This is a genomic window from Serratia sp. BNK-23 (genome assembly GCF_047456145.1).
Lineage (GTDB): Bacteria > Pseudomonadota > Gammaproteobacteria > Enterobacterales > Enterobacteriaceae > Serratia > Serratia nematodiphila.
In genome coordinates, this window is sequence record NZ_CP179900.1 from 2,619,229 (window position 1) to 2,640,889 (window position 21,661).

Sequence of the window (21,661 nt, forward strand, 5' to 3'; positions counted from 1 at the left end):
GCTGCGGCGCCAATACGGGCAAACTCAATCAGCTGATTTTGTTCATAAAACTTGGCACGGTCAACGACAGGGTGCTATACCTTCCCTAGCCGGCGCCTTTGGGCTTCGTGCTTTCTCGGGTTTAAATATCAGTAACTTATGCTGATTAACTCACGTATTGAGCCTACGTTCAGCACGCTGTGCCGAACGCACCCTTCGCTCAATGTCGCTAACCTCATGCGAAACGCCCGTTTTGTACCGCCACGCCCGCCGGGCCGTGGGTAACAATCAGAGCGGAATGCGCCGTCTCGTCGGCCGCTCCGCGCAACGGAGGACGCAACATCATGCACAAGTCAGCGCCATACCGGCGCCTGCTCCTCGGGAGCCTGCTGTTTATCGCCGTCATCGCGCTGCTGGTTTACGGCATCGGTTGGGAAACCCTCAAGTCGCGCCGGGAAGATTTGATTTACCTCGGTCAGCAGCACATGTTCCTGGTGGTGTGTTCGATGCTGCTGTCGCTGCTGGTCGGCATTCCCAGCGGTATCCTGCTGAGCCGCCCTTTCGCCCGCCGCTGGGCGGAGCACGTGATGCAGATCTTTAACGTCGGCAACACCCTGCCGCCGCTGGCGGTGTTGGCATTGGCGATGGTGATCATCGGCATCGGCGACCGGCCAGCGGTGGTGGCGTTGTTCCTCGCCTCGCTGCTGCCTATCGTGCGCAATACCTATGCCGGCCTGCGTTCGGTGCCGCCGGCGCTGGTCGAGGCCGCCAACGGTATTGGCATGACCGCCGGGCAGCGGCTGCGCCAGGTCGAACTGCCCAATGCCCTGCCGGTGATCTTCGCCGGGGTGCGCATCGCGATGGCGATTAACGTCGGCACCGCGCCGCTGGCGTTTTTGATCGGCGCCAGCAGCTATGGCGAGCTGATCTTCCCCGGCATCTACCTGAACGACTTCCCGACGCTGATCCTCGGCGCCGCCGCCACCGCGCTGATCGCCCTGCTGCTCGATCTGGCGCTGGCCGGTCTCGGCCGCCGGCTCAGCCCGCACACCGCATCCTGATGGGAGAAACGCGATGACTCGATGGTTACAACGACTCCGCCACGCGCTGCTGTTCTCCTTGCTGATGACCGGCGCGGCCGCCTGGGCCGCCCCGCTGACGCTGGCGAGCAAGAACTTTACCGAACAGCGCATTCTGTCGGCGATCACCGTGCAATACCTGCGGGCCAAGGGTTTTCAGGTCGAACCCAAGACCAATCTGGCTACGGTGATCACCCGCAACGCGATGATCAACAAGCAGATCGACATGACCTGGGAATACACCGGCACCTCGCTGATCATCTTTAACCACATCAATAAGCGCATGTCGCCGCAGGAAACCTACGACACGGTGAAAAAGCTCGACGCCAAACTCGGCCTGGTGTGGCTGCAGCCGGCGGACATGAACAACACCTATGCCTTCGCCATGCAGCGCCGGCGCGCGGAAAAAGAGCAGATCCGCACGATGTCGCAGCTGGTGGCCAAAGTGGAACAGGTGCGTAAAACCGACCCGAAACACAACTGGCTGCTGGGGCTGGATCTGGAATTTGCCGGCCGCTCGGACGGCCTGAAGCCGATGCAGGCGCTGTACGACATGCCGCTGGATCGCCCGCAAATCCGCCAGATGGATCCCGGCCTGGTCTACAACGCCATCCGCGACGGCTTCGTCGACGCCGGGCTGGTATACACCACCGATGGCCGGGTGAAAGGCTTCGATCTGCAGGTGCTGGAAGACGACAAAGGCTATTTCCCGAGCTATGCAGTCACGCCGGTGGTGCGCGCCGACGTGTTGCAAAACACGCCGGGGCTGGAAGCGGCGCTGAACACGCTGTCGAAACAGTTCACCAATCAGGTGATCACCGAGCTTAACGCCAGAGTGGATATCGACTACCAGACGCCGCAACAGGTCGCCGACGCGTTCCTCAAGCAGCGCGGCCTGATTTAGGAGGCATGATGAATACCTTACTTTACGCCTGGCAAAACTGGGCCTATATCGCCGGGTTGACGCTGGAACACCTGCTGCTGGTCGGCGTCGCCGTGGGTCTGGCGATCCTGATCGGCGTGCCGCTTGGCGTGCTGATCGTCCGCCACAAATGGCTGGCGACGCCGGTGCTGAGCCTGGCCACGCTGGTGCTGACCGTGCCCTCCATCGCCCTGTTCGGGCTGATGATCCCGCTGTTTTCATTGATTGGCCACGGCATCGGCTACGTGCCGGCGATCACCGCGGTGTTCCTCTACTCGCTGCTGCCGATCGTGCGCAATACCCACACCGCGCTCGACAACCTGCCCGGCGGGCTGCGCGAAGCCGGCCGCGGCATTGGCATGACCTTCTGGCAACGCCTGCGCTGGGTGGAGATCCCGGTAGCGCTGCCGGTGATTTTCGGCGGCATCCGCACCGCCGTGGTGATGAATATCGGCGTGATGGCGATCGCCGCCGTGATCGGCGCCGGCGGCCTCGGCCTGCTGCTGCTCAACGGCATCAGCAGCAGCGACATCCGCCAGTTGATTACCGGCGCCGTGATGATCAGCCTGCTGGCGATCGTCCTCGATTGGTTATTGCACCGCTTGCAAATTGCGCTCACGCCCAAGGGGATCCGCTCATGATTAAATTGGAAAATCTGACCAAACAGTTCATGCAAAAGAACGGCACGCCGTTCAACGCCGTCGACAACATCAATCTGGACGTGCCGGAAGGCGAAATCTGCGTGCTGCTCGGCCCATCCGGCTGCGGCAAAACCACCACGCTGAAGATGATCAACCGCCTGATCGAACCCACCGGCGGCACCATTCTGATCAACGGCGAAGACACCAGCGCGCTGGATACCGTCAGCCTGCGCCGCAAAATCGGCTACGTCATCCAGCAGATCGGCCTGTTCCCCAACATGACCATCGAGGAGAACATCACCGTGGTGCCGCGCATGCTGGGCTGGGACAAAAAACGCTGCCACGATCGCGCCGAGGAGCTGATGAGCATGGTGGCGCTGGATCCCAAGCGCTTTTTGCACCGCTACCCGAAAGAGATGTCCGGCGGGCAGCAGCAGCGCATCGGCGTGATCCGCGCGCTGGCGGCCGATCCGCCGGTGCTGCTGATGGATGAACCCTTCGGCGCGGTGGATCCGATCAACCGCGAAACCATCCAGAACGAGTTTCTCGACATGCAGCGTCAGCTGAAGAAGACCGTGATGCTGGTCAGCCACGACATCGACGAAGCGCTGAAGCTCGGCGATCGCATCGCGGTGTTCCGCCAGGGCAAGATCGTGCAGAACGCCAGCGCCGATGAGCTGCTGGCGCGCCCGGCGAACGACTTCGTCGCCTCCTTTGTCGGCCAGGATCGCACGCTGAAGCGCCTGCTGCTGGTGCAGGCCGGCGACGTGGCAGACCAACAAGAGACGGTGACGGTACGCCGGGAAACGCCGCTGACAGAGGCATTCGGGTTGATGGACGATATCGACGCCCGTTCGGTGACGGTAGTGGACGCCGACGGCAAACCGCTGGGTTACGTCAAACGCCGCGAGGCGCGCGGTGCGCCGGGGGTATGCGCCGACAGCCTGCACCACTTTCGCGTCACCGCCCGCGCGGAAGAGAACCTGCGCGTGGTGCTGTCGAAGCTGTATGAGCACAATACGTCCTGGATGCCGATCGTCGATGAAGACGGCCGCTACAGCGGCGAAATCTCGCAGGATTATATCGCTGACTACCTTAGCTCCGGCCGCACGCGCCGGGTGCTGACGCCGCAATAACCCCCGCCGGGGCGCCGACCGCCCCGCCCATGCCGCAGTTTGATAAAGATTCACTGGTCATCGGCCGGAGCGCCAAGCACAATGCGCTGATGACCCTTTGATTTTTCTCACGACGCCGCCCACGCATGAAAAGATTGGTCCACCTGCACCACTATCGCGCCCTGCTGCGCAGCCTGTTTATCGCCGTGTTCATCGGCGTCGCCGCCGCCCTGGCGGTGTGGCTGTTCCACCGTTCGATGATTGGCCTCGAGTGGCTGTTGCTCGGCAATGCCGACGGCAGTCTGGTGGCCGCCGCCGCCGCGCTGCCCGGCTGGCGGCGCGCCCTGACGCCTGCGTTGGGCGGGCTGGCGGCGGGCCTGCTGCTGTATGTTCACCAGCGCTACCGCCACCAGCGCCCGGCGGCGCCCACCGACTATATGGAAGCGATCGAGACCGGCAACGGCAAGCTGGACACCGGCGCCAGCCTGGTGAAGTGTCTGGCGTCGCTGCTGGTGGTGTCGAGCGGCAGCGCCATCGGCCGTGAAGGCGCGATGATCCTGCTGGCAGCGCTGGTGGGCTCGCTGTTTGCCCAGCGCTTTACGCACGAGAAAGAATGGAAACTGTGGGTGGCCTGCGCCGCCGCCGCCGGGATGGCCAGCGCCTATCATGCGCCGCTGGCGGGCAGCCTGTTTATCGCCGAGATCCTGTTCGGCACCCTGATGCTGGCCTCGCTCGGCCCGGTGGTGATCGCCGCGGTCAGCGCCCTGCTGATGACCAACCTGCTCAACGGCGGCCAGGCGCCGCTCTACCTGGTGACGCCGCTCGCCGCCCCCTTGCCGACGCAATACCTGCTGATGGCGCTGGTCGGCGTGGTGGCCGGCGCCGGCGGGCCGCTGTTTTTATGGTTGATGACCGCCACCGGCCGCGCGTTCCGATCGCTTCGCCTGAAGCCGCCGCTGCAGCTGGCGCTGGGCGGCCTGATCGTTGGGCTGCTTTCGCTGTTGTTCCCGCAGGTATGGGGCAATGGCTACAGCGTGGTGCAGGCGCTGCTGATCGCGCCGCCGGGGGTGTTGCTGCTGGGGGCGATCCTGGTATGCAAGCTGTTGGCGATCCTCGCCAGCAGCGGGTCGGGCGCGCCCGGCGGGGTCTTCACCCCGACGCTGTTCGTCGGCGCCGCGCTCGGTTCGATGATCGGCCAGCTGTTCGGCCTGTGGCCGGGGATGGATGCGGCGGTGCCGCTGCTGCTGGCGCTGACCGGCATGGCTACCCTGCTGGCCGCCACCACCCATGCGCCGATCATGGCGGCGCTGATGGTGTTTGAAATGACCGGCGAATACGCGCTGCTGCCCGGCATTCTGCTGGCCTGCGTGATCGCCACCACCGTGTCGCGCGGCCTGCGGCCGGTATCGGTCTACCACACCGCGCCGCCGCCCAAACGCGAGGCTTAAAACTCGCCCTGCTGCAGCAGCTTCCTGAACTGCGGGCACTGCAGGTGCTCCGGTTCAGGGCAATCGACCATGTGCTGCAAACCGGCGCGCACCTGCCCCAGACGCCGCAGGGTGCGATCCAGTTCTTCAATCCGCGCCGCCAGCAGCCGGCGATCGAGGGCGATGCGCCCTCGATCGTCAAACAGCGAGGCGATCTCATCCAGCGTAAATCCCGCCAGCCGCCCAAGGGCGATCAGCTTCAGTTGATCCAGCACGCCGGCGGCGTATTGGCGACGTAAACCGTTGCGGCCTATCGAGGCGATCAGCCCCTTTTTCTCGTAATGCCGCAGCGCCGAGGGCGCGATGCCGCTCAAACGCGCCACCTCGCCAATATCCAGTTCTTTTTCCATTGACTTGAAGTCGACTTTAAGTTGCACACTGTGCGCACATTACACCATGAGTGACTTTAAGGACACGAAAATGACGACAGAAATTTTACTGATGATTCTGCTGACCGGGGTGGGCGCCACGCTGTGCACCGATCTGTGGGCCATCGTGCAAAAGCGCGTGCTGGGCATCCCGCCCCTTAACTACGCGCTGGTCGGCCGCTGGTTTATCGGCCTGTTCGACGGCCGGTTTTATCACGCTCCGATCATGGCTGCGCCGGTGCGGCGGGGAGAAAAAGCGATGGGATGGCTGCTGCACTACGCGATCGGCGTCGCCTTCGCCTTTATCCCGCTCGGCTTGGCGGGCATCGCGTGGTACGCCGCGCCGACGCCGCTGGTCGCGCTGTTGAGCGGCTGGCTGAGCCTGGCGGCGCCCTTCTTCGTGATGCAGCCGGCGTTGGGCTTTGGCGTGGCGGCGGCGAACACCCCCAATCCGACGCGTAGCCGCATCATCAGCCTGCTGGTGCATACGGTGTACGGCCTGGGGCTGTTTGTCTCCGCCCGTTTGTTGGCCCCTTTCCTGGCCTGAGCGCGCTAGCGCAGCAGCGTGGAGATGTCGAGGTAGTGCGCCAGTTCGCGCTGCTCCGCGCGCGGCAGGTACGGAATTTCACCCAGCAGCGGCGCAGAAATGCGCTGCTGCAGCGCCGCGATGGTTTCGGCATAGTGCGCCAACCCCGGGTTGATGCGGTTGGCGACCCAGCCCAGCAACGGCAGGCCGTCGTTGATAATCGACTGTGCGGTCAGCAACGCGTGGCTGACGCAGCCCAGCTTGATGCCCACCACCAGCACCACCGGCAGCTGTTCCTGCACCACCCACTCGGCGTAAGGCCGCAGATCGTTCATCAGCACCCGCCAACCGCCGCTGCCTTCCACCACCACCGTATCGGCTTTGGCCGACAGATCCCGCAGACCGCTGCTCATCACGCCATAGTTGATGTCCTCGGTCGCATGCGCATGAAACACCTCATCCAGGCAGGTGATGGGATTGATCTCCTCGTAGGACAGCGGCAGGGTTGAAGATGCCTGCAATACCAAAGCGTCTTTATTGCGGATGCCCTCGCTGGTTTCCTGGCAGCGCGCGGCGATCGGCTTGTAGCCGGCCACCGAACGGCCTTCGGCGGCCAGCGCCTGCATCAACCCGCGGGAAACCACGGTTTTACCGACGTCGGTATCCGTGCCTGTCACAAATAAACGCTTCAACATGAATAAAATGCCCCAGAATGCCCCGTTAACAATGTATCGCCGCACCGGCGGCGAAGAAGTATTTCGGAAAAATTCTAGGGGATGCTGCCGCTTAGGGGCTTGAGGTAGCTCAATCTTTTGCGGAATTAATAAGAGGTTCTGATGTTAGCCTTGCAGCAGTTGCACCAGCAATGAACCGTTATACAGCGCCTCTTTCACCAGCGCCGCGCCGGGCATGGTGCCCTGATTGAAGAACTGCGTGGATTCGACCTTGACCTGCTCGCTGTAGGCCGGCAGCGCCTGCTGGCGAATGCAGGAGGCGATGGCCGGGTGCAGGATCTCCGCCGCGCGGTTGAGCGGCGAGCCCACCAGGATCTTCTCGGGATTGAACAGGTTGACCATGATAGCCAGAATGCGCCCCACGCTGTGGCCGACGCCGAGAATGATGTCCCGCGCCAGCTGATCGCCCGCCAGCGCGGCGTCGCACAGCGATTCGACGGTCAGCGGCGCGCCGTGCAGGCTGGAGCTCATCGAGCCGCTCAGCCGCTGCTGGGCGATCTCCAGCATGTTCTCAATGCTGGCCACGGTTTCGAGACAGCCGTGGTTGCCGCAGTAACAGCGTTTGCCGTAGGGATCGACCTGGGTGTGGCCGATCTCCACCACGCTGTGGCTGCCGGCGTGCAACACATGGCCGCCGGTGATCACCCCGGCGCCGACGTTGTGGTCGATCACCACCTGAATCACGTTCTGGCTGCCGCGCGAGGCGCCGTACAGCGCCTCGGCCATGGTCCAGGCGCTGATGTCGTGCTGCAGGTAAACCGGCAGGCCGGTGCGGGTTTCCAGCGCCGGGCCGAGCGGCATCTCCAGCACGTCGTAAAACGGCATGCGGTGCACCACGCCGGACTGGACATCGATCATGCCCGGCAGCGTGATGGCGATCGCCGTCAGCCGTTCCAGCTTGCTTTGGTGGCGGATAAAGAACTGATCGACTTCGGTCAGGATGCGCTTCAGCAGCGGTTCGGGATGTTCGGCCGCCAGCGGCAGCTGTTCCTCCACCACCAGCTTGCTGCTGAGATCGCGCAGCGCCAGCGTGATGCTGCCGCGGCTGATGCGGGCGGACAGGTAGTGCCAGGCTTCGGTGTCCAGCACCAGCCCTACCGCCGGGCGGCCCCGGCTGCCGATCTCCTGGTACTCGGTTTCCTTGACCAGATGGGCTTCCAGCAGCTCGCGCACGATCTTGGTGATGCTGGCGGGCGCCAGCTGCGCGCGTTTTGACAGTTCGATGCGCGAAATCGGACCCAGTTGATCGATTAGCCGATAAACCGCCCCCGCATTGGTCTGTTTGATTTGATCGATATGCCCAGGCTGCCCAACCGCAATCACAAACCGGCTCCTACTATTTTTCGCGCTTCTAAATAAAGACTAGGGGTTATGGTGGGGCTTTTGTCATACAGCGTCAACTATTTGATTCGTTATGTGATTTGCTGCACAAATTCCTCGCAATTTCAGCGTGAATTGATTTTTATTTGCCCAAGCTCAACGTCATTTCAGCATCAACGCCATCAGCGACTGCGCCGCCGCGGTCAACGGCCGCCGGCGGTGGTGCACCAGCCACACTTCGGTGGTGGCGTCCGGCTCCGCCAGCGGCAAATAGCGCACGCCGTCCACCCGCACCCGGGCGAAAGACGCCGGCAGAATCGAAACTCCCAACCCGGCGGAGACCAGCCCGATGATAGTCATCGCTTCCCCCACTTCCTGGGTGATATACGGGGTGATGCCGGCCTTGCCGAGCAGCAGCAGAATTTCGTCGTACAGCGCGGTGCCCACTTCGCGCGAGAAGAACACGAACGGCTCCTGCGCCAGATGTTGAAAACGCAGCGCGCCGCCGGGCGTTTCCGCCAGCGGATGCCCCTCCGGCACCACCGCCACCAGCGGTTCGCGCAGCAGCAGCTGGTAGTGCAGCGCTTCCGGCAGCCGCGTGTTGCGCATCACCCCCAGATCCAGCTCACCGTTCAGCAGCGGTTCGATCTGCTGTTTGGTGTTGATTTCGCGCATCTTGATGTGCACCTGCGGGGACTGCTGGCGAAAGGCGCGCAGGCTGCGCGCCACCACGCCGATAAAGGGCGCGGAGGAGGTAAACCCGATGGTCATTTCCCCCAGTTCGCCGCGATCCAGACGCGCCGCCTTTTCCGCCGCGCGCCCGACCTGATCGAGCACCTGATAGGCTTCTTTAAGAAACATCTCCCCGGCCTGGGTCAAACTGACGTTGCGGTTGTTGCGCGCCAGCAGCCGCGCGCCGACCATCTCTTCCAGCGCCTGAATTTGCTGGCTGAGCGGCGGTTGGGAGATGCGCAACCGCTCGGCGGCGCGGCCAAAATGCAGCTCTTCGGCCACGGCGATAAAGTAACGCAGGTGTCTCAACTCGATATTCATATTTAAAAAGTCTTAATTGTAATTATTAATATATTAGACAAAAAAATCGCCGCTCCCTATCATTTTGTTATCTGCAAAGTGTCTGTTTATCTCCCCGAAGTTCGGTAAGGAAACGCTGTGACAACCCCTGTGCGTTCTGCGGCCGTGATGCCGTCGACGCTGGCCGCCAATGATGACGCGGCCGCTGCGCCAAAAGTAAAACGCTCCACCCTCAACAATAAACTCCCCTATATCGAACGCGGCACGCCGCAGTTTATGCGCGTCACGCTGGCGCTGTTTTCCGCCGGGCTGGCGACCTTCGCGTTGCTTTACTGCGTGCAGCCGATCCTGCCGGTGCTGTCGCAAGACTTCGGCGTCTCGCCGGCGGAAAGCAGCCTGTCGCTCTCGGTCTCCACCGGCCTGCTGGCGATCGGCCTGATGTTTACCGGGCCGCTGTCCGACGCCATCGGCCGCAAGTCGGTGATGGTGGTGGCGCTGCTGCTGGCGGCGGTTTGCACGTTGATTTGCGCCTTTATGACCAGCTGGCACGGCATTTTACTGATGCGCGCATTGATCGGCCTGTCGCTGAGCGGCGTCGCCGCGGTCGGCATGACCTACCTCAGCGAAGAGATCCACCCCAGCTTCGTCGCCTTCTCGATGGGGTTGTACATCAGCGGCAACTCGATCGGCGGCATGAGCGGCCGTCTGGTGACCGGGGTGCTGACCGACTTCTTCTCCTGGCGCGTCTCGCTCGGGGTCATCGGTCTGTTCGCCCTCGCCGCCGCCTGCATGTTCTGGCGCATCCTGCCCGCCTCGCGGCATTTTCGCGCCAGCTCGCTGCGCCCGCGCACCCTGCTGATCAACTTCAAACTGCATTGGCACGATAAGGGCCTGCCACTGCTGTTCGCGGAAGGTTTCCTGCTGATGGGCAGCTTCGTCACCCTGTTCAACTACATCGGTTATCGCCTGCTGGCGGATCCTTATCACCTGAGCCAGGCGATCGTCGGCCTGCTGTCGGTGGTGTACCTCACCGGCTCCTACAGTTCGCCCAAGGCCGGCGCGCTCACCTCGCGCTTCGGGCGCGGCCCGGTGCTGCTGGCGTCGATCGTGATTATGCTGATCGGGATCCTGATTACCGCGCTGCCGCAGGTGCCGGCGATCTTTATCGGCATGATGCTGTTCACCGCCGGTTTCTTCGCCGCCCACTCGGTGGCCAGCAGCTGGATCGGCCGCCGTGCGCGCCGCGCCAAAGGCCAGGCGTCGTCGCTGTATCTGTTCTGCTATTACGTCGGCTCCAGCGTGGCCGGCACCCTGGGCGGCGTGTTCTGGCACAGCTTCGGCTGGAATGGCGTGGCGGCGTTTATCAGCCTGATGCTATTGCTGGCGCTGCTGGTGGTGCATTACCTGAAACGGCTGCCGGAAGCGGCGCGCCTGTGAATGGAAAAAGCCGCGGTGGTTAGCCGCGGCTCGTTATGCCAGAGCCCGTGATTATTGACCGGGTTTCCAGCGAGTTTGCAGGTACTCCACCGCCTTGTCCGTTTGCGGCTCGGTCAGATAACGTTGCCGGAACAGGATGGTTCCCCCCATCCCCGGCAGGCTCTCGTTGAGATCCAACTGCCTTTTCAGCTCGGGGACGCCGCCGTCGACGGTCCAGGCCGGCTCGCTGGCCGATGGCGTGCCCACTTTATACAGCGCCACCCCGGCATAGAGCCGAACCGGCGTGTCTTTCACCACCTCGGCCCACCAGTTGGCCAGCACGTCGTAGCGAACAATTTCACGATCGAAAGGCCAATACAGCTGCGGTGCGATATAGTCGAGCAGCCCCAGTTTGACCCACTGGCGCGTATCGGCATAGGCCGTATCGTACGACGGCGCGCCGGCCCGCGTCGCCGAACCGGCAGGATCGTCCGCTTTGTTTCGCCATACGCCCGCCGGGCTGACGCCAAACGCGACCGCGGGCTTCAGTGCTTTGACGGTGGCGGAAACCTGTTTTATCAATTGCAGCGTGTTGTCTCTTCGCCAGTCGGCCTTGTCTGCAAACCCTTTGCCGTATGCGCGATACGTCTTTTCATCATCCAGCGGCGATTGCGGCGTTTCGTAATAGAAATAATCGTCAAACTGAATGCCGTCGACATCGTAGTTTTTGACGACTTCAGCCACCACGCCGGTGATCCAGTTGCGCACCTCGGGCAGGCCGGGGTCGAGCACGAAGCGATCGCTGGCGGTGCGTATCCAGTCGGGATGTAGCGCATAGACGCTGGCCGGCGGCGACTGCAGCGTATGATTGAGTGCATCAATCGTTTGCTGTCGGGTATTCATGGAAACCCGATAAGGGTTCAGCCAGGCATGCACTTTGATGCCGCGTCGGTGCGCTTCTGTCAGCATAAAGGCCAGCGGATCATAACCGGGGTCCTGGCCCACGGTGCCGGTCAATACCTCCGACCAGGACAAGATGTCAGAACGCCACAGGGCCGTGCCGTCCGGTTTAACCTGAAAATACACCGTGTTAATCCCGGTTTTCACCATGTCGTCCAGCGCGTCCGTCAGCCCCTGCTTCTGCAGACGCACCCGCTCTTGCGTGGATTCCGCTTTCAGCGAGGCCGCCGGCGGCCAGTCCAAGCCAATGACCGTGGCCAGCCAGATGCCCCGCATCGGCGTTGCCGGCGGTACAGGCTGCGGAGGCTTTTCCGGCTCAGGGGGTTTGGCGCATCCGCTCACGCCCAGCATGGCGGCCATCAACAGCCATCCGCCTAGTTTTGTTGCGCCTGTCGGCATAAATGTTCTCCTTCCGTGAGTGACGGTTATCCCATGTCGCGGCGTGCGGAGCAAGAAACCGCCCGCTTTATCAACGCCATCCAGCGACCGGCGCCGCCCTTTCTGGCGACGCCTCTCCTTATCCCATCACCAGCTCAGCCCCGTCCCGCGAGGGAACGCCACCTTGCCGGTATTGGTTTGCTCATCGTAGTCATGCCAGGTATTAACCGGCAGTTTTCCGTGCGGTCTGATTTTCCCCGTCAGCACCTGTGCCAGCGATATCATCGAAGGGCCACGCCATACGCCGCTGTCATACCCGTAGTAAGAATAGGTGGCGACAGCCGCATCCACGTCAGCGGCATAGTTCACGATATCGTAAGGCGCGCGCAATGAGAGGTGAACGCATTTTTTCCCCTGCTCGGCGGCGTATTTCAGCCAGCCCGGATAAGGACTGGTATCATTAGCCGCCCCGGTTGCGGCGGTCACGACCCCATCCTGCTCGGCAGGCGTAAAGCGGGTTGAGAGGGTTCCAAGCAAGAACACGTCGCAGCCGGCAATATGTTCCCTGACCTGGGCGTCGCTCAGTTCCGTTTCCTTCGCGGCCACGACGTTCTGGTAGCCTTCCTGCGCCATCACGTTCGCAATGCCTTTGGCCTGCTCGCCCCACGGAGTCAGAATAAAGTAGCGCAGCGCTTTGTCCTTTAACGGCAGCAGACATTGACGGTTGATAACCACGGTAATGGAACGATCGGCAATCCGTTTCTCTAGCTGATGCGCGGAGGACGAAACGTCGTGGGAACAGGGTTTATCGCTATGGCCCATCAGGTGATGGCGCAATTTGAGGCGCAAAATGCGCTCGACAGAGGCATCAATATCGGCCTCGCTGAGATGCCCGGTTTTCACCCGATCCGCAAGGTAACGAATCAGGTCCGGCAGCAGGCTCGCCTGCGCCGGCGAGGCGATGCTGACAGGCATCAGGGCGATATCCACTCCGGCGGTAAAGACGTTTTCAGCCGCCGCTTGCTGGCTGAAATGCTCGGCAATCGCGCCCATATCCAGCGCGTCTGAAATCGTTACGCCGGCATAACCCAGCTCATTGCGCAGGATCTGGGTCTGGATTTCGCGCGACATGGTGGCCGGCACCGTGATTTTTTCACCGTTGCGGGTGTCGATCTGGCTGTTATCCAGTGCGGGGTACTGAATATGCGCAGTCATCACCATATCCGGCGCCGCGCAGCGATCGATGGCCTGTTTATAAGGGGCGATATCAATGGCAAAAGCTTCTTCCCGCGTACGATCGACGCGCGGCAAACCGGTATGCGAGTCGGTGGAGGTGCTGCCATGGCCGGGGAAGTGTTTGTACGCGGTGATCAGCCCCTGCTGTTTCATGCCCGCCACCATGTTTTCCGCCAGGCGGGCAACGGTGTTCTTATCATCGCTGAAGGCGCGAACGTTAATCACCGGGTTGAACGGGTTGGTGTTGACGTCCACGACCGGGGCAAAGTTGGTATTGATATGCAACGCGCGCATATCCTGGGCCATCAGTTTGCCCTGTTCAACGGCGAGCTGTTTATCCGCACCGCCCTCGATCGCCGCCGCCAGCGCCATATTGCCGGGGAATGAGGCGTAGTCGCCACGCGGCAGCCGGAAAACGTTACCGCCTTCGTTATCCGTGCCAATAAACAAACGAACGCCCGCGTGGGTTTTCAGCGCGGCATACCAGGCCGTCAACGTTTTGATCTGCTGCTTGTCTTTCAGATTATTGGCAAACAGGATCACCCCACCGATGTGGTTATCGGTGATCAGCTTGCCAATGGCTGCATCGGGAACGGTCATATCCTGATTGCCGCTACCGTTCTGATCCCAGTAGCGAAAATCCAGCATGATTTTTTGCCCGATCTTCTCTTCCAGCGTCATGTTTTTGACTTTCTGTTTAATATCCACAGTAAACCTCCGTTTAAAGCACCCGTTAATGACAGAAGAAAAGATAACCCGAGGGGCTCATAGCGTCCTGCCATTCTGTTTGTTCCAGCAATTGGACAACGGCAAACGGAAAATGGATCAAACAAAATATCAACCAACAGAAAAAATCCATCAATGAATCAAACCCATACCAATGCAAAGTCTATTTCGCGCCCTGCTGTAGAAGTCCCTCTGGCGTATTTTTCGCTGACAAGCCGGGTGGCCAGTGAAGCCGCTTCCTCTTCGTTTGCCGATGTTGCCCCCAGTTGGCCACTCTTCTATAGTATGTTGTAACTAATATGGGGGTGTGCGATGAGCAGATACGATGTGATTGGCCGAATGAACGCCTGCTTTAACGAGCTGGAGCAGGCGCTCGGCGCGTTGCAGCAGCAGATCGCCCCGCTGCGGTTGCTGGCGGCGCGGGTGTTCAGCCTGCCGGAGGTTGAAAAAGGCCAGGAACATCAGGCCATTTCGCATATCGCGGTCGAGCAGCATGTGGGGCAAGCGGCGCGCGATCTGGCGCTGGAGCATTATCAGCGGCTGTTCATTCACCACAACCGGGAGAATGTCAGCAGCAAGGCCGCCGTGCGCCTGCCCGGCGTCATCTGTCTGGCGGTGGAGCAACCGGAGTATCAGGCGCTGCAAACGCAGCTGGCGCTGATCAACCGCCTGAAGGGCGAACTGGAGCAGATTATCACCGTCGATTCCGGCCTGGCGCCGGAGCAGCGTTTCGAGTTCGTGCACACCCATCTGCACGGGCTGATTACCCTCAGCGCCTATCGCACCCTCACCGCCCTGACCAATCCCGACTCCGTGCGCTTCGGCTGGGCCAACAAGCACATCATCAAAAACGTCAAGCGGGACGACATTCTGGCGCAGCTGGAGAAAAGCCTGAAAGCCGGCCGCGCGGTGCCGCCGCACAGCCGTGAACAGTGGGCCGCTCTGGTCAGCCGTGAGATCGACGACGTCAGCCGGCTGCCGCAGCAGGCGACGCTGAAGATCAAACGGCCGGTAAAAGTGCAGCCGATCGCCCGGGTGTGGTATCAGCAGCAGCAAAAACAGGTGCAGCACCCCTGCCCGCTACCGCTGATCGCCCTGTGTCAGGTTGAAAGCGGCGCCGCGGTGCCGAAGATCGGCGAACTGCTCAACTACGACGCCGAGGCGGTGAAACACCGTTACAAACCCGACGCCAGGCCGCTGCGGCTGCTGGTGCCGCGTCTGCACCTGTATACCGACGACGCTACTCGCTGAGGGCATACACCCGCAGGCGATGGCCGTCCGGATCTCGCGCCACGAAGGTGTAACCGAACTCCATCTCGGTCGGCGTTTGCTCGATAGTCAGCCCAAGTTCGCGCCACTGGTTATAGCGCGCCTCCACTTCTTGCGGATCCTGGCATAAAAAGCCCAGTTCACCGCCGCCCCCGGTCAGCGTGGCGGCGGGTTTTACCCCCTGTTTGGCCCACATCCCCAGCTTGAAGCCGTTGTTGAGCACGAACAGGGCAAAGCCGGGCGAAAGCTCCACCGGCGCCTGCCCCAGCAGGCGTTGATAAAAGGCGGCGCTGTTGAGCGGGTTGTCGACGTAAAGCAGGGTCATGCTGGGAAGGGTCATCGGTCTGTCCTTTGGGTGATGGGAACCGGCCGGTTCCCGATAGGCACAGACTAAGGCGCGCGACTGACAGTTTATGGCAGCAGCGTGCCGCTATTGCTCCGCAATGCCCTCGCTGAGGCGCCACTCTTTCAGCAGCCGCCGCCGGCCACGCGGATAGCGCTGTGCAAGCGGCGTGGCGGCCTGAATGCGATCGAGACGAAAATGGCGAAAGGCCTGACGCAGCTCGCACCAGGCGACCAACATCTGAAACTGATCGAAAAAACCCAGCGCAAAGGGCCACAGCAGGCGTTCGCTGCGCTGCCCCGCCAGATCGAGGTAGTCGATATGCAGTTTGCGCTCGCAGCGGATGGTGTCTCGGATCAGCACCCGCATCTCATCCGCCACCGGCGGCGCCTGAACCGGCGCGATAAGCAGCGTATTGGCCTCCAGCTCCTCCCGCAGCGCCGGCGGCAGCACCGCGGCGATCTTGGCCAGCGCCTGACCCGCCGCGCTCGCCAGTTGGCTGTCACCGCGGCGGCTGACCCAGCGCATCCCCAGCACCAGCGCTTCTGTCTCCGCCGGCGAGAACATCAGCGGCGGCAGCATAAAGCCGGGGCGCAGCACATAGCCGACGCCCGCCTCACCGGCGATTTCCGCCCCCTGCTGCTGCAGCGTGGCGATATCGCGGTACAGGGTGCGCATGCTGATGCCCAGCGTCTGCGCCAGCGCATGGCCCGCCACCGGATAACGGTGGTTGCGCAGCAGCTGCATCAGATCGAGTAAACGTTGTGCGCGCGACATATCACGGCTCCCTGCATAGCGCGGTTTGGACAAAATCAGCAAAGGCTCGCGCCTTGGCCGAGACGAAATGGCCACCGGGGAACACCGCCCACAGCGCCAGCGGCGGCAGTTGCCAGTCCGCTAAAGCCGCAATCGCCGCCCCGCTTTGCAGCTCGCTGCGAAACAGGCCTTCGCTGGCGACGGTGGCGCCAAAGCCCGCCAGCACCAACTCGCGCACGCACTCCGCCGCGTTAACCCGCATGCGCCCCGGCAACCGCAGCGCGCGCTGCTCTTCTCCGCGGCTGAAGCGCCACTGCTCGCCGCCGCCACGGCGATGGTAAATCACCATCTCGTGCTGCAACAGATCTTCCGGCCGCTGCGGCATACCGGCAGCGGCAAAATAGCCGGGCGTGCCGATCACGCATTGCTTTACCTCACCCAGCTTGCGGGCGGTAAAACCGGAATCCTCCAACTCGCCAACACACAGGGCAATATCGATGCCTTCTTCAATCAGCGACAGATTGCCGTCATCCAGCAGCAAATCAACGTGCAACCGTGGATTGGCGCGCATAAACGCCGTCAAATCAGGCAAGGGAACGATGCGGGCGAACACCGCCGCCGAAGCGACCCGCAACCGGCCGCTCAGGGTCTCGCCGGCGCTCTGCACCAGCGCTTCCGTCTCCGCCAGCTCGTTCAGGATACGCCGGGTGCGTTGATACAGCTGCTGTCCCGCATCCGTCGGCTGCAGGCCGTGGGTCGAGCGCAGCATCAGGCGCGTGCCGAGCTGCTGTTCCAGCCGCGCCACCGCTTTTGAGACCGCCGGCTGCCCCACGTGCAGCCGCCGCGCCGCCGCGGTAAAGGAGCCGCTCTCGTAAACGCAGGCATAGGTTTCGTAATCGGCAAATTTACCCATGGCATTCCTTGTTGGAATAACTGTTAGCATTTATTGCAGTCTACACGCGCCATTTTGGAATGGGCAAGATAAGCGCTCCCCCTCATTCCCGTCAGGAGAACGCATGACACTGCAAGACAAACTCGATGCCTTCAAAGCGGCATTCGAGGCCGACCAACTGCCGTTCAAACTCGCGGTGCAAGATCACGCGCTGATGCGTGAGGCGATCCAGGCGCAGATCGCGTCGGGCGTGGCCGAACGCGCCCTGAAGGTCGGCGACGCCGCGCCCGGCTTTACACTGTCGGACAGCGAAAACCGACCATGCTCTTCCACGGCGCTGTTGGCAAAAGGGCCGCTGGTCGTCAGTTTCTATCGCGGGATCTGGTGCCCTTACTGTACGCTCGATCTGCAGGCGCTGCAGGCCGCATTGCCCGCCATCACGCAGTACGGCGCGCAGTTGTTGGCCGTTTCGCCGCAGAGCGCGGTGCATAACCGCCAGGCCGCGCGCGATCACGATCTCACTTTTCCGTTGCTCAGCGATACAGGCAACCGTCTGGCGGCCCAGTTCGGCCTGCGTTACCGCCTGCCGGACGCGCTGATCGCCCTGTATCAACAGCGGCTCGGCCTCGATCTGGCGCAGTTCAACCAGGATGACAGCTGGACGCTGCCGCTGCCGGCGCGATTCGTCATCGCCCGCGATGGCCGTATTGTCTACGCCGAAGCGCACGCCGATTACACCCAGCGGCCGGAGCCGCAGGCGCTGTTATCGGTGCTAGAGATGTTGGCTTGAAAAGACGGGGCGCAACCGCGCCCCATTTAGGCATGACGCCATTATTTCTGCATGCTGCCGACCATCGCTTCCGGCCGTACCCACTCGTCGAACTGCGCTTCGGTCAGGTAGCCGAGCTTCAGCGCCGCGGCTTTCAGCGTCAGCCCTTCCTTGTGCGCTTTCTTGGCGATTTCCGCCGCCTTGTCATAACCGATATGGGTATTGAGCGCCGTCACCAGCATCAGCGATTCGTTCAGCAATTGGGAGATGCGATCGCGGTTCGGTTCGATGCCCACCGCGCAGTGCTCGTTAAAGCCCTGCATGCCGTCGGCCAGCAGGCGAATCGACTGCAGGTAGTTGTGGATCACCATCGGGCGGAACACGTTCAACTCGAAGTTGCCGGAAGCGCCGCCAATGTTCACCGCCACGTCGTTACCCAGCACCTGAGCGCACAGCATGGTCATCGCTTCGCACTGGGTCGGGTTGACCTTGCCCGGCATGATGGAGCTGCCCGGCTCGTTCTCCGGGATCGAAATCTCACCAATGCCGCAGCGCGGGCCGGACGCCAGCCAACGCACGTCGTTGGCGATCTTCATCAGCGAAGCCGCCAGCCCTTTCAGCGCGCCATGCCCTTGCACCAGCGCATCGCAGGTCGCCAGCGCTTCGAACTTGTTCGGCGCGGTGACGAACGGCTGATGGGTCAATTCCGCCAGCGCTTTAGCGACGCGCACCGCGTACTCTGGATGGGTGTTCAGGCCGGTGCCGACCGCCGTGCCGCCCAGCGCCAGCTCGGCAATGTGCGGGATACTGTCCTCGATGTGTTTCAGATTGTGCGCCAGCATCGCCGCCCAACCGGATATCTCTTGCCCCAGGGTCAGCGGCGTGGCGTCCTGCAGATGGGTGCGGCCGATTTTGACGATATCGCGGTAGGCTTCGGCCTTGTCGCTCAGCGTCTTGTGCAGCACTTTCAGCTCAGGGATCAGGTGTTCGCGCAGCGCAATCACCGCCGCCACGTGCATCGCGGTGGGAAACACATCGTTGGAGCTCTGGCTTTTATTGACGTCGTCGTTCGGGTGCACCTTGCGCTCTTCACCGCGCACGCCGCCCAGCAGCTCGCTGGCGCGGTTGGCCAACACTTCGTTCATGTTCATGTTGGTCTGGGTGCCGGAGCCGGTTTGCCAGATTGATAACGGGAACTGGTCGGCATGGCTGTCCGCCAGCACTTCGTCGGCGGCGTTGATAATGGCGGCGCCCCGTTCGGCCGGCAGCAGCCCCAGATCCACGTTCACCTGCGCGGCGGCGCGCTTGGTCAACGCCAGCGCGTGGATCAGCGCGGTCGGCATCTTTTCGGAGGAAATACGGAAATGCGCCAACGAACGCTGGGTTTGCGCGCCCCACAGCTTGTCGGCCGGTACTTCGATGGGGCCCATAGAGTCTTTTTCGATACGAACGCCTGCCATCACGATCTCCTTAGCATAATTCCTAAAATTGTAGGGTTAGGCCGACGCGCTCCCCCCCACGTCGGCATGCACTCCCAGTATAGTGACATAATAACTATTCGCATTAAGAGAGTTATCTCACAGCACGTTTCATCTCTTTTACCCATTAACGACGCGGTTATTTTCCGCCGGTTAACCCGCGGTGAAATAAACGGCCGGGAATGAGCCTGGAGAATAAAAATCTGGATAACCATTAACGCGGATGACGCGCATTAAAATTATAGATGCGCTGCGCCTGTAAATGATTGAGTTCATCGATCCGTTGCTGCTGCAGATGATTGATCTCGTCGTAGGCGTCCTGCCGTTCATGATGCCGATACGCCCCGGTCGCCGCCGCACCGGCGGTGAGTGCCAGCGGATACGCCACAGGCGCGATCGCGGCGGGAACCGTGACCGGGGCGGGTGTGACGACGATCGGCGCCGGCGCGATCACCACGGCGCGCGGCGCCGCGTAGGGATAGGCGACAATCACCGCCGCCTGGGCTGCGCCGGTGCAAAACCCCAACAGCAACAACAGTGTTTTCATGCAACAGACCTCTTGTTTCGTTAAATCGACGTGTTAGCCGTTACGGTAAAGGGGTCTGACGCCCAGGTTTAAGCTCAGCGTGTGATAGCCCGGTGCAGCGCGAGAATAATAATAAGGGAATGGCTCAGACGGTAAAAAATAAATTCAGCCGACATAGTTTGACATGCTGAAAAAATAAATAATGACGTTGAATGACCAGGCTAACGGCAATAATCCCCGTTGGGCCAAATAATAATCGATCGGCGGGTTTTCCGGGTCGCCTTGGGACCTGCGCGCCAATTGAGACGCCGATCGTTATCACGTTATACTATGGCCCCATTGCCGGGCGCGACGTTATCCGGCGTTTTTTTGATCGCGCCCATGATTTTTCCTGCCGACGCGGGCGTAGGATAGTCGTCGGCACAGATTTAGTTAACCGTATAAAATCAGTAGGTTATTGTCATCCAGTGCGACAATGACGTTAAGGACGTTTATCGACATGCAAAAAATGACCAACGCGGTACAGAATTACGCCTGGGGCAGCCACGATGCGCTGACCCGTCTTTACGGCATCGCCAACCCGGATAATCAGCCGATGGCCGAACTGTGGATGGGCGCCCATCCCAAGAGCCCTTCCCGCGTGCCGGGCGCCGACGGCGAACTGCGTTCGCTGCGCTTTCTTATCGATGAAGACCAGCCAAAACAGCTGGGCGCCGACGTCGCCAGCCGTTTTGGCGAGTTGCCGTTCCTGTTTAAAGTGCTGTGCGCCGATCAGCCGCTGTCGATCCAGGTTCACCCGAGTAAAGCGGCGGCCGAGATCGGCTTCGCGAAAGAGAATGCCGCCGGCATCCCGCTGAGCGCCGCCGAACGCAACTATAAAGATCCCAACCACAAGCCCGAGCTGGTGTTCGCCCTGACGCCGTTCCTGGCGATGAACGGCTTTCGCGAACTGGCCGATATCGTTTCCCTGCTGCAACCGATCGCGGGCGCGCACCACGACATCGCCGCCTTCCTGCAACAGCCGGACACCGCGCACCTCGCGACCCTGTTCGCCAGCCTGTTGACGATGAGTGGCGAACAAAAATCGCTGGCGCTCGGCGTGCTGAAAGCCGCGCTCAACAACCAGCAGGGGGAACCCTGGGATACCGTGCGCTTTATCGCCGGCTTCTATCCGGACGACAGCGGTCTGTTCTCACCGCTGCTGCTGAACGTGGTGCAGCTCGCGCCGGGCGAGGCGATGTTCCTGTATGCCGAAACGCCGCACGCCTACCTGAAAGGCGTGGCGCTGGAGGTGATGGCCAACTCGGATAACGTGCTGCGCGCGGGCCTGACGCCGAAATTCATCGACGTGCCCGAGCTGCTGGCCAACCTGCAGTTCCGCCCGCAACCGGCTTCCGGCCTGCTGACCCAACCGGAGCAACGCGGCAACGAGCTGTTCTTCCCGATCCCGGTGGAGGATTTCGCCTTCTCACTGCACGATTTGACCGCCGCACCACAGGCGCTGGCACAGCGAAGCGCCGCCATCGTGTTCTGCGTCGCCGGCGAAGCGACGCTGGAGAAATCCGGGCAACGCCTGACGCTCAAACCGGGCGAATCCTGCTTTATCGGGGCGTTCGAATCTCCGGTCAACGTCAGCGGCAGCGGCCGCATCGCCCGGGTTTATAACCAGCTGGCCTAACCGTTGATAAATTTCAGCAAATTGCTTGCTG

At 61.7% G+C, this 21,661-nt stretch carries 21 protein-coding genes; 10 read left to right on the forward strand and 11 right to left on the reverse strand.

The window, feature by feature from the left end:
* Window positions 1-323 precede the first annotated feature (323 nt).
* The 5 genes from ACMGF9_RS12330 (at window position 324) to clcB (ending at window position 5,184) form a co-directional block, all read left to right on the forward strand.
* Window positions 324-1,040 (forward strand): ABC transporter permease, encoded by a 717-nt coding sequence (locus ACMGF9_RS12330; protein WP_004938551.1) that lies wholly within the window; start codon window positions 324-326, stop codon window positions 1,038-1,040.
* A gap of 64 nt (window positions 1,041-1,104) precedes the next feature.
* Window positions 1,105-1,962, forward strand: a complete 858-nt coding sequence (locus ACMGF9_RS12335) for a glycine betaine ABC transporter substrate-binding protein (RefSeq protein WP_226883020.1) — start codon at window positions 1,105-1,107, stop codon at window positions 1,960-1,962.
* Between the two features lie 8 nt (window positions 1,963-1,970).
* Window positions 1,971-2,621 (forward strand): osmoprotectant ABC transporter permease OsmW, encoded by a 651-nt coding sequence (osmW, locus tag ACMGF9_RS12340; RefSeq protein ID WP_015377782.1) that lies wholly within the window; start codon window positions 1,971-1,973, stop codon window positions 2,619-2,621.
* Window positions 2,618-3,757, forward strand: a complete 1,140-nt coding sequence (gene osmV / locus ACMGF9_RS12345; protein ID WP_015377781.1) for an osmoprotectant ABC transporter ATP-binding protein OsmV — start codon at window positions 2,618-2,620, stop codon at window positions 3,755-3,757. The genes osmW and osmV overlap by 4 nt, the downstream gene beginning before the upstream one ends.
* A gap of 125 nt (window positions 3,758-3,882) precedes the next feature.
* Window positions 3,883-5,184 (forward strand): voltage-gated ClC-type chloride channel ClcB, encoded by a 1,302-nt coding sequence (gene clcB / locus ACMGF9_RS12350; RefSeq protein WP_033633138.1) that lies wholly within the window; start codon window positions 3,883-3,885, stop codon window positions 5,182-5,184.
* Here clcB and ACMGF9_RS12355 read toward each other — a convergent pair.
* Window positions 5,181-5,573, reverse strand: coding sequence for a helix-turn-helix domain-containing protein (locus ACMGF9_RS12355; protein WP_015377779.1), 393 nt, complete (start codon window positions 5,571-5,573; stop codon window positions 5,181-5,183). The two genes, clcB and ACMGF9_RS12355, sit on opposite strands and share 4 nt — an antisense overlap.
* A 70-nt stretch (window positions 5,574-5,643) precedes the next feature.
* Between ACMGF9_RS12355 and ACMGF9_RS12360 the strand changes: the two genes are divergently transcribed.
* Window positions 5,644-6,138 carry a DUF2938 domain-containing protein gene (locus tag ACMGF9_RS12360; RefSeq protein WP_015377778.1) on the forward strand — a complete coding sequence of 165 codons (495 nt, stop codon included), beginning with the start codon at window positions 5,644-5,646 and terminating at the stop codon, window positions 6,136-6,138.
* Between the two features lie 5 nt (window positions 6,139-6,143).
* On the opposite strand, the gene bioD is transcribed toward ACMGF9_RS12360, so the two are convergent.
* From bioD to ACMGF9_RS12375, 3 genes are all read right to left on the reverse strand, one after another.
* On the reverse strand, window positions 6,144-6,812 hold the full coding sequence (gene bioD, locus ACMGF9_RS12365) for a dethiobiotin synthase (protein ID WP_004938529.1): 669 nt from the start codon (window positions 6,810-6,812) through the stop codon (window positions 6,144-6,146).
* A gap of 144 nt (window positions 6,813-6,956) precedes the next feature.
* The gene (locus tag ACMGF9_RS12370; protein WP_004938526.1) at window positions 6,957-8,174 is read right to left on the reverse strand and encodes an ROK family transcriptional regulator; all 1,218 of its coding nucleotides are present in this window, start codon (window positions 8,172-8,174) and stop codon (window positions 6,957-6,959) included.
* A 159-nt stretch (window positions 8,175-8,333) separates the two neighbouring features.
* Window positions 8,334-9,224: a LysR family transcriptional regulator gene (locus ACMGF9_RS12375; RefSeq protein WP_044031312.1), complete on the reverse strand. Its 891-nt coding sequence runs from the start codon at window positions 9,222-9,224 to the stop codon at window positions 8,334-8,336.
* A 147-nt stretch (window positions 9,225-9,371) separates the two neighbouring features.
* Between ACMGF9_RS12375 and ACMGF9_RS12380 the strand changes: the two genes are divergently transcribed.
* A complete protein-coding gene (locus ACMGF9_RS12380) occupies window positions 9,372-10,640 on the forward strand; it encodes an MFS transporter (protein WP_031300458.1) in 1,269 nt (422 codons plus the stop codon).
* Between the two features lie 51 nt (window positions 10,641-10,691).
* Here the strand turns inward: ACMGF9_RS12380 and ACMGF9_RS12385 are convergent, their stop codons facing one another.
* Both ACMGF9_RS12385 and ACMGF9_RS12390 read right to left on the reverse strand, forming a co-directional pair.
* A complete protein-coding gene (locus tag ACMGF9_RS12385) occupies window positions 10,692-11,978 on the reverse strand; it encodes a glycoside hydrolase family 10 protein (protein WP_370531164.1) in 1,287 nt (428 codons plus the stop codon).
* A 126-nt stretch (window positions 11,979-12,104) separates the two neighbouring features.
* Entirely contained in the window at window positions 12,105-13,901 is a 1,797-nt protein-coding gene (locus tag ACMGF9_RS12390) for a glycoside hydrolase family 3 protein (protein ID WP_118892073.1), read from the reverse strand.
* A gap of 330 nt (window positions 13,902-14,231) precedes the next feature.
* On the opposite strand from ACMGF9_RS12390, the gene tus reads away from it, so the two are divergent.
* Entirely contained in the window at window positions 14,232-15,170 is a 939-nt protein-coding gene (gene tus, locus ACMGF9_RS12395) for a DNA replication terminus site-binding protein (protein WP_015377774.1), read from the forward strand.
* On the opposite strand, the gene ACMGF9_RS12400 is transcribed toward tus, so the two are convergent.
* The 3 genes from ACMGF9_RS12400 to ACMGF9_RS12410 form a co-directional block, all read right to left on the reverse strand.
* A complete protein-coding gene (locus ACMGF9_RS12400) occupies window positions 15,160-15,528 on the reverse strand; it encodes a VOC family protein (RefSeq protein WP_004938508.1) in 369 nt (122 codons plus the stop codon). The two genes, tus and ACMGF9_RS12400, sit on opposite strands and share 11 nt — an antisense overlap.
* A 90-nt stretch (window positions 15,529-15,618) precedes the next feature.
* The gene (locus ACMGF9_RS12405) at window positions 15,619-16,308 is read right to left on the reverse strand and encodes a helix-turn-helix transcriptional regulator (RefSeq protein ID WP_015377773.1); all 690 of its coding nucleotides are present in this window, start codon (window positions 16,306-16,308) and stop codon (window positions 15,619-15,621) included.
* A gap of 1 nt (window position 16,309) precedes the next feature.
* Window positions 16,310-17,200, reverse strand: coding sequence for a LysR family transcriptional regulator (locus ACMGF9_RS12410; RefSeq protein ID WP_015377772.1), 891 nt, complete (start codon window positions 17,198-17,200; stop codon window positions 16,310-16,312).
* Window positions 17,201-17,303: 103 nt separating this feature from the next.
* Here ACMGF9_RS12410 and ACMGF9_RS12415 point away from each other — a divergent pair, with 103 nt between their 5' ends.
* Window positions 17,304-17,969, forward strand: a complete 666-nt coding sequence (locus tag ACMGF9_RS12415) for a peroxiredoxin-like family protein (RefSeq protein WP_076740259.1) — start codon at window positions 17,304-17,306, stop codon at window positions 17,967-17,969.
* Window positions 17,970-18,010: 41 nt separating this feature from the next.
* On the opposite strand, the gene fumC is transcribed toward ACMGF9_RS12415, so the two are convergent.
* Together fumC and ACMGF9_RS12425 are read right to left on the reverse strand one after the other, a co-directional pair.
* Entirely contained in the window at window positions 18,011-19,408 is a 1,398-nt protein-coding gene (gene fumC, locus ACMGF9_RS12420; protein WP_004938497.1) for a class II fumarate hydratase, read from the reverse strand.
* 232 nt (window positions 19,409-19,640) lie between these two features.
* Window positions 19,641-19,973 (reverse strand): hypothetical protein, encoded by a 333-nt coding sequence (locus ACMGF9_RS12425; protein WP_118892074.1) that lies wholly within the window; start codon window positions 19,971-19,973, stop codon window positions 19,641-19,643.
* 478 nt (window positions 19,974-20,451) lie between these two features.
* On the opposite strand from ACMGF9_RS12425, the gene manA reads away from it, so the two are divergent.
* Window positions 20,452-21,630, forward strand: coding sequence for a mannose-6-phosphate isomerase (gene manA / locus ACMGF9_RS12430; RefSeq protein ID WP_015377769.1), 1,179 nt, complete (start codon window positions 20,452-20,454; stop codon window positions 21,628-21,630).
* Window positions 21,631-21,661 lie beyond the last annotated feature (31 nt).

Excerpts from the sequence above, each read along its gene's own strand:
- ACMGF9_RS12330 (WP_004938551.1), top strand. The coding sequence starts at position 324 with ATGCACAAGTCAGCGCCATACCGGCGCCTGCTCCTCGGGAGCCTGCTG.
- ACMGF9_RS12335 (WP_226883020.1), top strand. The coding sequence starts at position 1,105 with ATGACCGGCGCGGCCGCCTGGGCCGCCCCGCTGACGCTGGCGAGCAAG.
- osmW (WP_015377782.1), top strand. The coding sequence starts at position 1,971 with ATGAATACCTTACTTTACGCCTGGCAAAACTGGGCCTATATCGCCGGG.
- osmV (WP_015377781.1), top strand. The coding sequence starts at position 2,618 with ATGATTAAATTGGAAAATCTGACCAAACAGTTCATGCAAAAGAACGGC.
- clcB (WP_033633138.1), top strand. The coding sequence starts at position 3,883 with ATGAAAAGATTGGTCCACCTGCACCACTATCGCGCCCTGCTGCGCAGC.
- ACMGF9_RS12355 (WP_015377779.1), bottom strand. The coding sequence starts at position 5,573 with ATGGAAAAAGAACTGGATATTGGCGAGGTGGCGCGTTTGAGCGGCATC.
- ACMGF9_RS12360 (WP_015377778.1), top strand. The coding sequence starts at position 5,644 with ATGACGACAGAAATTTTACTGATGATTCTGCTGACCGGGGTGGGCGCC.
- bioD (WP_004938529.1), bottom strand. The coding sequence starts at position 6,812 with ATGTTGAAGCGTTTATTTGTGACAGGCACGGATACCGACGTCGGTAAA.
- ACMGF9_RS12375 (WP_044031312.1), bottom strand. The coding sequence starts at position 9,224 with ATGAATATCGAGTTGAGACACCTGCGTTACTTTATCGCCGTGGCCGAA.
- ACMGF9_RS12380 (WP_031300458.1), top strand. The coding sequence starts at position 9,372 with ATGCCGTCGACGCTGGCCGCCAATGATGACGCGGCCGCTGCGCCAAAA.
- ACMGF9_RS12385 (WP_370531164.1), bottom strand. The coding sequence starts at position 11,978 with ATGCCGACAGGCGCAACAAAACTAGGCGGATGGCTGTTGATGGCCGCC.
- tus (WP_015377774.1), top strand. The coding sequence starts at position 14,232 with ATGAGCAGATACGATGTGATTGGCCGAATGAACGCCTGCTTTAACGAG.
- ACMGF9_RS12400 (WP_004938508.1), bottom strand. The coding sequence starts at position 15,528 with ATGACCCTTCCCAGCATGACCCTGCTTTACGTCGACAACCCGCTCAAC.
- ACMGF9_RS12405 (WP_015377773.1), bottom strand. The coding sequence starts at position 16,308 with ATGTCGCGCGCACAACGTTTACTCGATCTGATGCAGCTGCTGCGCAAC.
- ACMGF9_RS12410 (WP_015377772.1), bottom strand. The coding sequence starts at position 17,200 with ATGGGTAAATTTGCCGATTACGAAACCTATGCCTGCGTTTACGAGAGC.
- ACMGF9_RS12415 (WP_076740259.1), top strand. The coding sequence starts at position 17,304 with ATGACACTGCAAGACAAACTCGATGCCTTCAAAGCGGCATTCGAGGCC.
- fumC (WP_004938497.1), bottom strand. The coding sequence starts at position 19,408 with ATGGCAGGCGTTCGTATCGAAAAAGACTCTATGGGCCCCATCGAAGTA.
- ACMGF9_RS12425 (WP_118892074.1), bottom strand. The coding sequence starts at position 19,973 with ATGAAAACACTGTTGTTGCTGTTGGGGTTTTGCACCGGCGCAGCCCAG.
- manA (WP_015377769.1), top strand. The coding sequence starts at position 20,452 with ATGCAAAAAATGACCAACGCGGTACAGAATTACGCCTGGGGCAGCCAC.